13 protein-coding genes and 1 pseudogene are annotated in these 12,338 nt (G+C 59.7%); 12 read left to right on the top strand and 2 right to left on the bottom strand.

Going from position 1 to position 12,338, the window contains the following annotated elements; all coding sequences use genetic code 11:
• The 7 genes and pseudogenes from EOS_RS25035 to EOS_RS48285 form a co-directional block, all read left to right on the top strand.
• Nucleotides 1-592 (top strand): type II secretion system F family protein (locus EOS_RS25035; protein WP_047849422.1); only part of this gene is annotated, 592 nt, incomplete at its 5' end.
• Between the two features lie 39 nt (nt 593-631).
• Nucleotides 632-1,597, top strand: coding sequence for a type II secretion system F family protein (locus tag EOS_RS25040; RefSeq protein WP_047849423.1), 966 nt, complete (start codon nt 632-634; stop codon nt 1,595-1,597).
• Nucleotides 1,598-1,682: 85 nt separating this feature from the next.
• A complete protein-coding gene (locus tag EOS_RS25045; RefSeq protein ID WP_047849424.1) occupies nt 1,683-1,928 on the top strand; it encodes an AbrB/MazE/SpoVT family DNA-binding domain-containing protein in 246 nt (81 codons plus the stop codon).
• Entirely contained in the window at nt 1,925-2,320 is a 396-nt protein-coding gene (locus EOS_RS25050) for a PIN domain-containing protein (RefSeq protein ID WP_047849425.1), read from the top strand. The genes EOS_RS25045 and EOS_RS25050 overlap by 4 nt, the downstream gene beginning before the upstream one ends.
• A 177-nt stretch (nt 2,321-2,497) precedes the next feature.
• The gene (locus EOS_RS25055; protein WP_047849426.1) at nt 2,498-2,788 is read left to right on the top strand and encodes a nucleotidyltransferase family protein; all 291 of its coding nucleotides are present in this window, start codon (nt 2,498-2,500) and stop codon (nt 2,786-2,788) included.
• Nucleotides 2,785-3,087 carry a HepT-like ribonuclease domain-containing protein gene (locus EOS_RS25060; RefSeq protein ID WP_235442960.1) on the top strand — a complete coding sequence of 101 codons (303 nt, stop codon included), beginning with the start codon at nt 2,785-2,787 and terminating at the stop codon, nt 3,085-3,087. The genes EOS_RS25055 and EOS_RS25060 overlap by 4 nt, the downstream gene beginning before the upstream one ends.
• Nucleotides 3,088-3,275: 188 nt before the next feature.
• A pseudogene (locus EOS_RS48285) lies at nt 3,276-3,488 on the top strand (BMP family ABC transporter substrate-binding protein); the annotation flags it as partial.
• A gap of 3 nt (nt 3,489-3,491) precedes the next feature.
• Here the strand turns inward: EOS_RS48285 and EOS_RS25065 are convergent.
• Nucleotides 3,492-3,710: a lipid-binding SYLF domain-containing protein gene (locus EOS_RS25065; RefSeq protein WP_200908703.1), complete on the bottom strand. Its 219-nt coding sequence runs from the start codon at nt 3,708-3,710 to the stop codon at nt 3,492-3,494.
• 259 nt (nt 3,711-3,969) lie between these two features.
• On the opposite strand from EOS_RS25065, the gene EOS_RS25070 reads away from it, so the two are divergent.
• The 5 genes from EOS_RS25070 (at nt 3,970) to EOS_RS25090 (ending at nt 9,234) form a co-directional block, all read left to right on the top strand.
• Nucleotides 3,970-5,013 (top strand): LysR family transcriptional regulator, encoded by a 1,044-nt coding sequence (locus tag EOS_RS25070; protein ID WP_047849427.1) that lies wholly within the window; start codon nt 3,970-3,972, stop codon nt 5,011-5,013.
• A gap of 101 nt (nt 5,014-5,114) precedes the next feature.
• Entirely contained in the window at nt 5,115-5,756 is a 642-nt protein-coding gene (locus tag EOS_RS25075; RefSeq protein ID WP_047849428.1) for a DUF4286 family protein, read from the top strand.
• Nucleotides 5,757-5,793: 37 nt separating this feature from the next.
• The gene (locus EOS_RS25080; RefSeq protein WP_047849429.1) at nt 5,794-7,101 is read left to right on the top strand and encodes an MFS transporter; all 1,308 of its coding nucleotides are present in this window, start codon (nt 5,794-5,796) and stop codon (nt 7,099-7,101) included.
• Nucleotides 7,102-7,160: 59 nt separating this feature from the next.
• On the top strand, nt 7,161-7,862 hold the full coding sequence (locus EOS_RS25085; protein ID WP_047894886.1) for a DUF2848 domain-containing protein: 702 nt from the start codon (nt 7,161-7,163) through the stop codon (nt 7,860-7,862).
• A 19-nt stretch (nt 7,863-7,881) separates the two neighbouring features.
• On the top strand, nt 7,882-9,234 hold the full coding sequence (locus tag EOS_RS25090; protein ID WP_047849430.1) for an amidase: 1,353 nt from the start codon (nt 7,882-7,884) through the stop codon (nt 9,232-9,234).
• Between the two features lie 144 nt (nt 9,235-9,378).
• Here EOS_RS25090 and EOS_RS25095 read toward each other — a convergent pair whose 3' ends face one another.
• On the bottom strand, nt 9,379-11,745 hold the full coding sequence (locus EOS_RS25095) for a DNA polymerase II (RefSeq protein ID WP_047849431.1): 2,367 nt from the start codon (nt 11,743-11,745) through the stop codon (nt 9,379-9,381).
• Between the last annotated feature and the right edge of the window lie 593 nt (nt 11,746-12,338).

Genomic DNA, 12,338 nt, shown 5'->3' on the forward strand with positions numbered 1-12,338 from the left:
CGCCGCGCTCGCTTTCCCGACGCTGCTGGTCCTGCGCCAGCGCCGCAAGCGCTTGCGCGTCCTCGAGCGCCAGTTGCCCGAGGCGGTCGACATGATCAGCCGCGCGCTGCGCGCCGGGCACTCGTTCTCCAGTGCAATCGGGATGGTGGGCAACGAGTTTGCCGAGCCGATGGGCGGCGAATTCCGCATCGTGTTCGATGAACTCAACTACGGTGTCACGATGAACGACGCCCTGATGAGCCTTGCCACGCGTGTCCCTGTCCACGACCTGCGCTATTTCGTGATAGCGGTGCTGATCCAGCGGGAAACCGGCGGCAACCTCGCGGAGATATTGGACAGCATTGCGTCGCTGGTGCGCGAGCGCCTGCACTTATTCGACAAGGTGCGGGTACTGTCGGCCGAAGGACGTCTATCCGCATGGATCCTCGGGTTGTTGCCGTTCGCGGCCGCCGGTGCAATGCAGGTAATGAACCCGACCTTCCTTGCGGTTCTGTGGGAGGACCCGGCGGGGTTGAAAGTCGTCGAGATGATCCTTGTCTCGATGACATTCGGAGTCCTTTGGATGCGTCGTATCGTGCAGATCCGTGTGTGAAGAGGGGCCGCTGCGCACAAGAAGAACTGGAGAACGATAATGGAAATGCTCGATTCAACCCATGCGCTGCTGCTGGCCAGCCTGTTTGCGGCGGTATTCGGCGCCGTCGTCGCGCTGATGTGGTGGTTGTCGCCACGCGACATGCAACGCCGCATCGAACAGGCGGGCGGGGTGTCGGTCTCGCCAGAACCCTCCTCGTCGGCCGGCGCCGGGTGGGTCGAAAGGATTGCCGACATCTCACGTCCGATTTCGCAGCTCTCCATTCCGAAGGAGGGCTGGGAAGATTCGCCGTTACGGCTGCGCCTGATGAACGCCGGCTGGCGCACCCCGGCGGCCGCTGCAATCTATTTCGCGGCGAAGACGGTCCTTGCGTTGATGCTGCCGCTGCTCGGGCTGGTGTGGTTGCTGCGCACGCCCCTCGTGGACGACCGGTATGCGCTGTGCATGAGTATCCTGGCGCTGCTTGGGGCGATCGGCTACTACGCGCCGAATGTCGTGCTGACGCGCCGCCGGGCACGGCGCCAGCGCGGGATACTCGAGGACTTTCCGGATGCCCTGGATCTGTTGATCGTGTGTGTCGAGGCGGGCCTGGGTATGGACGCCGCGCTGATGCGGGTCGCCAATGAGATATCGATCAGCAGCCCGGCCGTCGCCAGTGAACTGCAATTGATGTTGCTCGAAATGCGCTCCGGCTTCACGAAAGAAAAAGCGCTGCGCAACCTCGCGCTACGGACCGGTGTCGAGGACATCGATATGTTCGCGTCAATGTTGATCCAGGCGGAACGGTTCGGCACGAGCATCGGCGCGTCGCTGCGGGTCATGTCCGATACATTGCGCACGCGCCGCAGGATGCGCGCCGAGGAGCGCGCCGCGAAGATCGCGCTGAAACTGTTGTTCCCGCTGATTTTCTGCCTTTTCCCTGCGCTGCTTACGGTGTTGCTCGGCCCCGCGTGTATCCACGTCTATCGCGTGCTGTTGCCGACGTTGTCTGCAACCGGGGGGTGAGATTCGGGAGATACGTGGTACCGGAAGCACTTGCCTTTCCTTTTGCCTTACCATAAAGTAAGGAACAATGGAATGAGGAGGTAAAATGGCATCTGCAACCGTAACATCGAAGGGTCAGGTGACGATTCCGGTCGACGTGCGCAACCAGCTTGGGCTGGCTACCGGGGACCGTATCGAGTTCATCCTCAACGATGAAACCGGGCGCTACGAGGTGGTGCCTGCCACCCGCTCGGTGACCGCGCTCAAGGGCATCATCCGCAAACCAGCGAAACCCGTCTCGATTGAGGATATGAATGCGGCAATCGCCGAGCAGGGAGCATCGGCTCGATGATTGGCCTTGATACTAATGTGTTGGTTCGCTATTTCGCACAGGATGACCCAGCGCAGTCGCGCAAGGCAAGCGTGCTGATTGAGTCTCTCACGGCTGAACGCCCGGGCTATGTCACGCAGGTAGCGTTGATCGAAGTGGTTTGGGTGCTCGGTAGGGCATACGACACGCGTCGCGAGGAGATAGCTCAAGTTATTGAAACGCTACTGCGCACAAAGGAGCTGATGGTCGAGGCATCTGAAACGGTCTGGAAGGCACTTCGGTTGTATGCAGGTTCGTTAGCCGACTTTGCCGATTGTCTGATCGAGTGCGCGTGTCACGATGCGCAGTGCGAATACACGGCTACATTCGATGCGAAAGCGGCCAAAACTGCCGGACTAAAACTCGTCAAATAACGGAAAGGAAATGAACAAGCTGAACATCGCCATAGAAGGCAGGGATTACTCGGGGCGTTTTTAAGTGATGGACAGAATTTTCACGACGCATTTTCGTATGGGACGAAGAGCACGCAGTAAGGTGGTCTGACTGCCTTGGTGCCCTTTGGACCGGAAAACAGTTTAGGAGTTCGTTCGATGAAGCCATCTGTTGCACTTAATGCGCACCGCGCAGAAATCCGACTTATTGTAGAGGCCAACCGCGCCGTCAACGCGCGTGTATTTGGTTCCGTGCTGCACGGAGAGGATACCGAAGAGAGTGATCTCGATATCCTGGTTGATCCGAAGCCAGGGATGACCCTGTTGACTATCGGTTCGATCCGGCGCCAACTGGCACAGTTGCTCGGCGTATCGGTAGACGTGCTAACTCCAAATGCACTTCCTGAAAAATTTCGTGAGGCTGTGGTTGCCGAGGCGGTGCCGGTATGAGTCGTGACAAGCAACGCCTGCCGGACTACCTGCAGCACATTCTCGATGCAATTGACCGCATTGGACGCTACACGGCAAACATGGACAAGGCCGCGTTCAAGGCGAATGAGCTTGTATGCGACGCCGTGATTCGTAACATCGAAATTATTGGTGAAGCGAGCAACAACGTTGACAAGCACTACCGTGACTTTGCTGAAGCGCATCCTGAGTTGCCATGGGGCGACTCATACGAAATGCCTAACGCCGTGGCGCACGGCTATTTCAACGTCGATCTCGATATAGTGTGGGACACGGCGTAATGATTTACCCGGGCTACACAGGGCCGTTGAGGTGCTGTTAGTGAAGATCGAGTCAGGCCATTGATGAATCAAAGCGCTTGGCGAGATATGGACGATAGATGCAGAGACTACCAGAGCTTGCTCGTCAAGTTCAAACCGCAGAAATAGCCGGGGAGGAACTTGTGGAGTGGATACCTCTTTGCTGAACCGACTCGATGTTCCTGCACTCGACCGGCTACAAGAAGGTGCCGAACTTCGGCACCTACGACGTGCGGATGTATAAGGGTGCGTATCTGGCAGGTTTTGCCGCTGGCCTTGCGTCCATGCCCACCGCTGAGACGACTCGCAACATCAACGCATACAAGCTACGCGCACGTTCGGCAAATCAGAAGATCCACACGCAGGGCATCTGGATGAACAGTCGCTCACTTACCAAGCTTAGAAATTTTCTGGCCTTGAATTCCCACCCCGGCCATCAGCCCTTGCTGTCCATAAATGAATGCATAGACGTCCGATTTCAGCGTAGTCGATGTCAAGGATCTGGCCGCACCGGAATCCACGACTACAACACTCGGGCCCGCACCGATCGACCATCCGCCGCTGGTCTGCAGATAGTTGATCGCCGAGTCGGTCGTGAGGAACATGGCTTCCTGGATGGGTAGCTTATATCAAGCAATACCCTTTCGCAAAGCGCGGCAGACCATGCGGAAAATTTGATAATCGAATTAATGTTTCGATTCGTTTCGGAATTTAAAAAGCTTTATATGTCAGACGCATTGGGCGGGGTGCATATACAAAAGACTTGCCCGCGCAGCCTACGAGTCCCAAATTCGGCACCGGCAAAAACGGCGTCCCGCGACGACGCGTTACCATGCGCTTTCGTCCCGATCTGCGACCTTCGCCGTGAACATCCGCTTTCTCGAAACCTTCGTCTGGCTAGCCAAACTCCAGAACTTCCGTCTCACGGCGGAGAAACTGCATACGACACAGGCGGCGGTCTCAAGTCGCATCGCGTCACTTGAAGAGAGCTTCGATGTCCGCCTGTTCGACCGCAATTCGCGCTGTGCCACGCTCACGCCTGCCGGCCGCAAGATGCTGGCGTATGCGGAGCGCATCGTGCGCCTCGGCGAGGAAATGCGTCGCGAAGTCGACGACACCGACGCCGACGCGGGGTTGATCCGCATCGGGGTGATCGAATCGATCGTGCATAGCTGGTTCCCGGCGCTCATGGCGCTGGTGCGCGAGCGTTATCCACGGCTCGAAATAGAAGTCACGAGCGACACCACGATCCACCTCGCGAATCTGCTGCGCACCGGTGATATCGAATTGATCCTGCAAACGGACGCGCTCGCCGGCCCCGACTTCACGAATCTCCCGCTGTGCGAATTCCCGGTGCGCTGGGTGGCAAGTCCCAAGCTCGGGCTCTCGGGGCGGACCCTCGATCTGGCTAACCTCGCGGACTTTCCCATCGTCAGCTTCTCGCGCCATTCCGGCCCGCACGCGACGCTTGAACAACTGTTCGCGCTGGCAGTCGAGCGGCCCGCGCGGATCAACTGCATCACGTCGGTGGCGGCAATGATCCGGCTCGTAGCCGATGGTTTCGGCGTCGCCGCGCTGCCGCCCGCGATTATCCAGCGCGAGTTGCGCGAAGCCACGCTCGAGGTCCTCGACGTGAGCGCCGAGTTCCCGCCGCTGCCGCTTGTGGCCACCTTCCGGGCGCAGAGTCACCCGCTTGCCGCACGCATTGCGGATCTGGCGCGGCAGGCCGCAAGCGAATTCGAAACGGTGCTCCAGGCTGAACCGGCCGTCGTTGCGAAGACGCCGGCCAAGCGCGGACCGGCGCCGAAACGGGGCGCAAGGAAGACCGGCGCCGCGCGTACACCGTCGATAGAAGCCAATGGGCGCAAGCCAAGCCGACCGCGTAAGTTATCAGCAAGCAAGTCATAAGGAAACTTGTTCGCGCCGTATTTGTTTTCTTGTTGGACCGAAGTACCCGCTGCTCGCGACACTGCTCCCATTACGAATCCACTTTCGCCAGGGAACAATCGATGAGCACACCGCAGCCGCAAGGCCAGCTTTGCATCTGGACGGATACCGACCCCGATCCGGCGCAGGAAGCCGATTTCAATGCGTGGTACGACCGCGAGCACATGCAGGAACGCGCCGCGATTCCCGGCTTTCGCTACGCAAGGCGCTTCAAGGCCAACGACGGCGGTCCGCGCCGCTATCTCGCGCTCTACGTGACCGAGTCGCTCGACGTCTTTCGCAGCGACGCTTATCAGCGCGCTTTCACCCAGCAAACACCGTGGTCGTTCGCCAACTTCGCGCGGATGACAAACACGCAGCGGCGCGTGGGCGAACTGACCCTCGAAACGGGCGACGGCGAAGGCGCTCATCTCGCGCTGTTCGTGCTGCCGCCCGAGCGCGTTGAAGCCGCGTTGTTGAAGCCGCGCTTCGAAGCAGGTCTGCGTCAACCCGGCATTCACGCAGCACGGCTTTTTTGCACGGCGCCTGCGCTGTCCGTGTCGCTGACGGCATCGAAGGAATTGAAGGAAGCGGCACGGCCCGCCGCCGATGCACTCGTGCTGATCGAAGGCAGTGACGCCGACGCCACCCGTGCGTTGGCCGTTGAGCTCGCCGGCGGTACCGAAGTCCATACGTTCCAGATGCTCTGGCGCATCTCGGCCTGACCCCACGTCATCCCGCTTTCATCACCCGAGGTTCACGATGAACACACTTGCCCAGCAATCCGAGCTCGGTTCTCCGCATGTCGGACGGGGCCGTCTCGCAACAGCGAGCATGGTCGGCACGTCGCTGGAGTGGTACGACTTCACGATCTACAATACACTCGCCGCGCTTGTTTTCAACCGCCTGTTTTTCCCGTCCGTCGATCCGCTCGCGGGCACCATTCTCGCGTTCTCGACGTATGCGGTGGGTTATATCTCGCGGCCGCTTGGCGGCGTGGTGTTCGGTAATCTTGGCGATCGCATCGGCCGTCGTGCCGTATTGATGCTCACGCTCGTGCTGATGGGCATTACCACGGCGCTGATGGGTTTTTTGCCCACATACGCGGCTATCGGCATCTACAGTCCGATTTTGCTCGTCGCGCTGCGCTTCGTGCAGGGCATCGCGCTGGGCGGCGAGTGGGCAGGGGCCGTATTGCTATCGATAGAACATGGCGACCAGAACAAACGTGGGCTGAGCGCCTCGTGGACGCAGGTCGGGCCATCGTTCGGCACGCTGCTCGGGACGGGTCTCATTGCGCTGATCACGCTCGCGATCTCCCCCGACGATTTCCTCGCCTGGGGCTGGCGTCTGCCTTTCGTCGCCAGCATGTTGCTCGTGGTGTTCGGTCTGTGGGTGCGTCGCGGAGTCGATGAAACGCCGGCGTTCGAACAACTCAGCCACGCCCATGCAACGGCTAAGGTACCCGTCGTGGAAGTGCTCACGCAGCACTGGCGGCGTCTGCTGGTGGCGGGCGGTGCGCGGATCGGATCCGATGTGCTGTACGCGCTGCTGGTGGTGTTCACGCTCACCTATGTGACCACCGTGCTGCATCTCTCTCGTACGACGGCACTGACCGCCGTGCTTCTCGGCACAGCGTGCAACGCGTTGAGCGTGCCGTTCTTCGGCGCGCTGTCGGATCGCTTCGGGCGCAGGCCGGTCTATCTTGCCGGTGCATTTGCCGCGCTGGTGTGGGCGTTTGCGTTTTTCGTACTCGTCGATAGTGCCCAGCCTTGGCAGATCGTACTTGCCGTTGTGGTGGGGCTCGTGATCCATGCAGTGATGTACGGTCCGCAAGCCGCGTTCGTGACCGAACAGTTTCCCACTCGCGTGCGTTATGCCGGATCGTCGCTCGCTTATACGCTCGCCGGGATTCTCGGCGGCGGCTTTGCACCGCTCATCATCGTGAGCCTGTTCAAGCACTACAACAGCACGCTGGCGGTGTCGGTGTATGTGGCGCTTGCGGTGGTTGTTACCGGCATCTCGCTGATCGTCGCACGTGAGACTGCGCGTCGGCCGCTGGAAAACTAAAGCTTTGCATGCTTTTTCGGCGCGTTGTCGCGCCGCGTTCATCCACCTTTCACCCGCTAATGACTACGCTTTCCTTCAATGTATTTCCCGTCGACGCAGCATCTGCATCGACCACCGTCGACATAAACGACCTGGTGATCGCGGGTTGGGCAGGGCGCGATCCTGCTGCGATCCAGGCGCATATCGATGAACTCGCGGCACTCGGCGTAGCACCGCCATCCGCGACTCCATGTTTCTATCGTCTCGCGGCAGGCTTGCTCACGCAGGACGACACCATCGACGTGCTCGGTGCGCACTCGGGAGGCGAAGTCGAATGCGTGCTGCTCGATAGTCCGCTCGGCACGCTGGTCGCTATCGGCTCGGATCATACGGATCGCGAAGTGGAGGCGTATGGCGTGGCGGTATCGAAGCAAGTGTGCGCGAAACCGCTCGGCAACGATGCATGGCTTTATGCCGATGTCGCGCCGCATTGGGATCGGTTGACCATGCGCTCGTGGCTCACGGGCGCCGATGGCGAGCGCCGCCTTTATCAATCGGGTGCGGTGAATGGCCTGCTCGAACCGGCTGACTTATGGCGCAGGTTTTCAGGCGCGGCAGCACTGCCCGCGAGGAGCGCGATGTTTGGCGGCACGCTCGCCGTGCACGGCGCGATCGCGGCGATGTCTTCGGGCGATGCCTTCGAACTCGAGCTTCACGATCCGGTGCTCGGACGTACATTGAAACATCGTTATTCGGTGGCATCGCTGCCGGTCGTTGCCTGACTCTTACTGGTTATTCTCCATGACGCTCTTCGCTCCCAAGACTCCGCTTGCAGACCTCGCCGCGATGCTCGACACCGGCGCCGCGACCAGCCGCGAACTCACCGAAACCGCTCTGGAACGGATCGCTGCCGACGGCGGCAACGGCGGCGCTGCGTTCTGTTTCGTCGATGCCGACGGTGCCCGCCGTCAAGCCGATGCACTCGATGCACTGCGTCGCGCCGGCACGCGTCTCTCGCCGCTCGCGGGCGTGCCGATATCGGTAAAGGATCTCTTCGATGTACAAGGCCAGCCGACCCGCGCCGGTTCCCGTGTTCTTGCCGATGCACCTCCAGCCAGCACCGACGCCCATACCGTTGCCCGGCTAAGGCGTGCCGGCGCCGTGCTGATCGGGCGCACCAACATGAGCGAGTTTGCATTCTCGGGACTGGGCCTCAATCCTCACTACGGCACGCCTGCATCGCCGTGGCGCAGGAGCGAGCGGCATGTGGCGGGCGGATCGTCGTCGGGGGCGGCTGCGTCCGTGGCCGATGGTTTGGCGGCAGCAGGCCTTGGCAGCGACACGGGCGGATCGTTGCGTATTCCCGCTGCGTTTTGTGGGCTCACGGGCTTTAAGCCGAGCGCGGGACGTGTATCGACTGAGGGCGTCGTGCCTCTGTCGCCTACGCTCGATGTAGTTGGCGCCATCGCGCCCAGTGTCGCGTGCTGTGCGATGGTGGACGGCGTGCTGTCGAGGACCTCGTTCGCCACGCGAAGACCGCTTGCGGGCGCGCGGCTCGCAGTGCTGCGCAACTATGTGATGGACGATATCGAACCGGATGTCGCGCGAACCTATGAAGCGGCGTTGGACAAGCTCGCTAGAGCGGGTGCTTTGTTGACTGAGGTCCGCTTCGCACCCCTCGATGCGCTTGCCTCCATCAACACGTTCGGCTTCTCGCCGATCGAAGCTTTTGCCGCGCATCGCTCACGGCTCGATGGGCAAGCTCATGTATACGACCGGCGCGTGCTGGCGCGGATTCGGCGCGGCGAGTCGGCATCGGCGGCGGATTATCTTGACCTGCTGGCGGCACGGCGCGCGGCCATCGCGGCGGCTCAGCAGTTCTTTGCAGGATTCGATGCGTTTGTCATGCCGACCGTACCTATCGTGCCGCCTCTGATTGTTACGCTAGAAGCCGATGACATTGCGTTCGCCGCCGCCAACGCGCTGGTGTTGCGCAATCCGAGCATCGTGAATTTCCTCGATGGGTGTGCGGTTTCCCTGCCTTGTCATCGAGAAGGGGATGCGCCCGTGGGTCTTAGCGTCTGCGGGTTTCATGGCCAAGACGGGCTGATTCTCGCGCTGGCAGGAGCGGCGGAAACCGCGCTTGGGGTTTAGAAAATGGGGAGCGGCGTAGCGTTGCAGGGTCCGCATCGTTCATAACAATGCACGCGGCCAAGTCCCAACCAAATCAAAGCGTTGCCACGATTCCCCAGGACTTGTCCACAGCCTTGCCAACAGAATCTGTGGATATCCTCGCGGCTAAAACAACTCGTGCTGGCCCGAAACCAGCGTCTGGAATTCGGTCCGCAGAAGCGGCAAGATGGCGTCGGCGATAGGCTGCAACTGGCGCGTCAAATAATGATCGTAGTCAATGGCCGACTGCCAGGTTTCAAGCGGTTCCGGACCCGCGCTGGTCATCACATAGCTGATCCAGCCGCCACGCTGATACTGCAGCGGCCGTCCGCGCTCGCGGTTGAATTCATCGGCAATGCGTGCGGCGCGCACATGCGGCGGCACGTTGCGCTCATAAGCATCCAGTGGCCGGCGAAGGCGCTTTCTGTACACAAGCAACTCGTCGTATTCGCCACTCAGCGTGCGCCGCACGTAGTCGCGGACGTAATCCCGATAAGGCTCACCTTTGAAGATTCGCAAGTAGAGTTCTCGCTGAAACCGCTGCGCGAGCGGCGTCCAGTCGCTGCGAACAGTTTCAAGTCCCTTATAGACAACCTCTTCGCTACCGTCAGGCAGAAGGCTAAGACCCGCATAGCGCTTTTTGCTGCCTTCCTCGGCGCCGCGAATCGTGGGCATGAAGAACCGGCGATAGTGCCGTTCGAATTGCAGCTCAAGCGCGCTTTCCAGATCGAAGCGCTCGCGCACATGCTGTCGCCACCATAAATTAACCCGCTCGACGAGCTCCCCGCCAATGCGCGCCGCATCTTCCTCGCTGCGAGCTTGCTTTAACCACACGAACGTCGAATCCGTGTCGCCGTAGATCACTTCGTATCCTTCGGCTTCGATCAACTCACGCGTCTTGCGCATGATTTCATGTCCGCGCATGGTGATCGACGAGGCCAGGCGAGGGTCGAAGAATCGGCATCCGGTGGAACCCAACACGCCATAAAACGCGTTCATGATGATTTTCAGTGCTTGCGAGAGCGGCTTGTTTTGCTCGCGCTTGGCTTCTTCGCGACCTTTCCAGACCTGATCGACGATGGCGGGCAAACTATGACGCGTGCGCGAAAAACGCGCCCCCAGAAAACCCGGCACTGAATCTTGATCGTCGGGGTGGCGCATGCCGTCGACGAGACCAACGGGATCGATCAGGAAGGTGCGAATGATCGATGGATAGAGGCTTTTATAGTCGAGGACGAGGACGGAGTCGTAAAGACCCGGACGTGAGTTCATCACGAATCCACCGGGACTTGCCGCGCCGGCGACATCGCCGAGATTGGGCGCAACGAAGCCTTGCCGATGCATCCGGGGCATATACAAATGCGTAAAAGCAGCCACCGATCCACCGCTGCGATCCGCGGGCAGACCCGTGACTGTCGCGCGTTCCAGCAAGAAAGGCAGCAACTCCGTTTTCGCAAAGATCCGCGTGACCAGTTCGCAGTCTTTGAGGTTGTAGCGGGCGAGGGCGGGCTTGTCTTCATCGAAGCGCCGCTGAATTTCGTCCATCCGCTGGTACGGATTATCGATGGCCTTGCCTTCACCCAGCACGCTCTGCGAGACATGCTCGAGGCTGAATGAAGGGAAACTCCACGTCGCTGACCTGAGCGCCTCAATACCATCGATAAGCAGTCGTCCCGCAGCACCCGCGAAGAAGTGGTTTTGCGTGAGACCATGCTGCCGCCATTCCATGACACTCCCGCCGCGGCCTAGTCGCAGCGGAATCTGGTACTGCTCCGAGTGTTCCTGCAACACGCGCAAATCGAACTGAACCAGGTTCCAGCCGATGATCGCATCGGGATCATGCGTCTCGAGCCATTCGTTCAGCTTCTCCAGCAAACTGGGCCGGCTTTCGCAGTATTCAAGCTTGAAGTCGATGTTGCTATGGTCACCGTTGGGCGGTCCGAGCATATAAACCTGACGCTCGCCACAGCCTTCGAGCGCAATCGAATAAAGCGCCGTGCTGGCGCTGGTTTCAATGTCGAGCGAAACCAGTTTCAACTTCGGGCGATAACCCGGCGCGGGTTTCAATTCGCTGTTGAGAAGCGGCCCGTCTCCATGGGGCTCACCGCTGAACGCGACGGGCGCCGTGATAAAGCGCTCCATCATGTAGCGGTCAGGCGGAAAGACGTCGGCTTCGTAGACATCGACGCCTGCTTGTTTCAAGCGTCTTTCCAGCCCCGTCAATTGCCGATATTGCTTGCTATAGAGGCCTAACACCGGGCGATGGTTGAAGTCGACGAGATCCAGTGGACGGAGTTCTACCTGCTTCTCGCGTTGCAAGATGGTTTCGACCCGCTCGCGTTGTTCGGCCGGAATGAACGCCACGGAATCTTGCGGACGCAAGCGGAGATGGCGGGGACCGTTGTCCGTCGCCAGCCAGAATTCGACCTCGGTCCCATCGGAGGTGTCCCGCCAATGACGCGTCAGAATGAAACCTTGTTGATGCCCGGTCAAATGCCCGCCTTGGAAAGCTCGTCTATTGCATGGATTTTAGTGGGTGAGCCAGTTCCTTGTTCGGTTGACTGCCCGACTGTCGAACGATGGCAGCCGGTTCACTCGGTCGGACCCGATCATTCGCTTCTTAGCAGCTACCGCTTACTCACTCCGTAAAGTAGCCTCACGTAGGGATGTATTTTTATGCGTTTGCTTAGTTAAAGTCCATGCCTAAAAACGCAATATATCGCCTCAACTCCGGGCGAAATGTCTCAAGGCCAATCCCCCTTCTTTGACGCAATTATCTCACGCGAAACCCAAGCTGATCAAAGCGTTCCCTTATTTTCGGACACCTGGATGTCAACGCATTTCAGTGCATTTTCATAGCAAGAATTACGTGCGTAAGCGTTAACACGCACTTTAAGTCTTGTTTGTGGTGCTATAAAGTGCATTGCGTGTTGGCGTCCGGTTAGCAATCCTTCTGCGTCAGCCGACCAGACGGCTGACGCCGGCACGACCTCGATCAATAGAAACACAAATAGAAGATTGGAGATGGCAATGAAATGGACGCATTTCGCAGCAGCGAGCTGTTGCGCGCTGAGCGCGTCGGCTTA

Origin of the sequence: Caballeronia mineralivorans PML1(12) (genome assembly GCF_001028175.1) — a bacterium.
In the GTDB taxonomy this organism is placed as follows: domain Bacteria; phylum Pseudomonadota; class Gammaproteobacteria; order Burkholderiales; family Burkholderiaceae; genus Caballeronia; species Caballeronia mineralivorans.

What these genes read in the sequence shown, in the direction of transcription:
- EOS_RS25085 (WP_047894886.1), top strand. Translation starts at nt 7,161, where the DNA reads ATGACTACGCTTTCCTTCAATGTATTTCCCGTCGACGCAGCATCTGCA.
- EOS_RS25090 (WP_047849430.1), top strand. Translation starts at nt 7,882, where the DNA reads ATGACGCTCTTCGCTCCCAAGACTCCGCTTGCAGACCTCGCCGCGATG.
- EOS_RS25040 (WP_047849423.1), top strand. Translation starts at nt 632, where the DNA reads ATGGAAATGCTCGATTCAACCCATGCGCTGCTGCTGGCCAGCCTGTTT.
- EOS_RS25080 (WP_047849429.1), top strand. Translation starts at nt 5,794, where the DNA reads ATGAACACACTTGCCCAGCAATCCGAGCTCGGTTCTCCGCATGTCGGA.
- EOS_RS25065 (WP_200908703.1), bottom strand. Translation starts at nt 3,710, where the DNA reads ATGTTCCTCACGACCGACTCGGCGATCAACTATCTGCAGACCAGCGGC.
- EOS_RS25055 (WP_047849426.1), top strand. Translation starts at nt 2,498, where the DNA reads ATGAAGCCATCTGTTGCACTTAATGCGCACCGCGCAGAAATCCGACTT.
- EOS_RS25045 (WP_047849424.1), top strand. Translation starts at nt 1,683, where the DNA reads ATGGCATCTGCAACCGTAACATCGAAGGGTCAGGTGACGATTCCGGTC.
- EOS_RS25075 (WP_047849428.1), top strand. Translation starts at nt 5,115, where the DNA reads ATGAGCACACCGCAGCCGCAAGGCCAGCTTTGCATCTGGACGGATACC.
- EOS_RS25060 (WP_235442960.1), top strand. Translation starts at nt 2,785, where the DNA reads ATGAGTCGTGACAAGCAACGCCTGCCGGACTACCTGCAGCACATTCTC.
- EOS_RS25050 (WP_047849425.1), top strand. Translation starts at nt 1,925, where the DNA reads ATGATTGGCCTTGATACTAATGTGTTGGTTCGCTATTTCGCACAGGAT.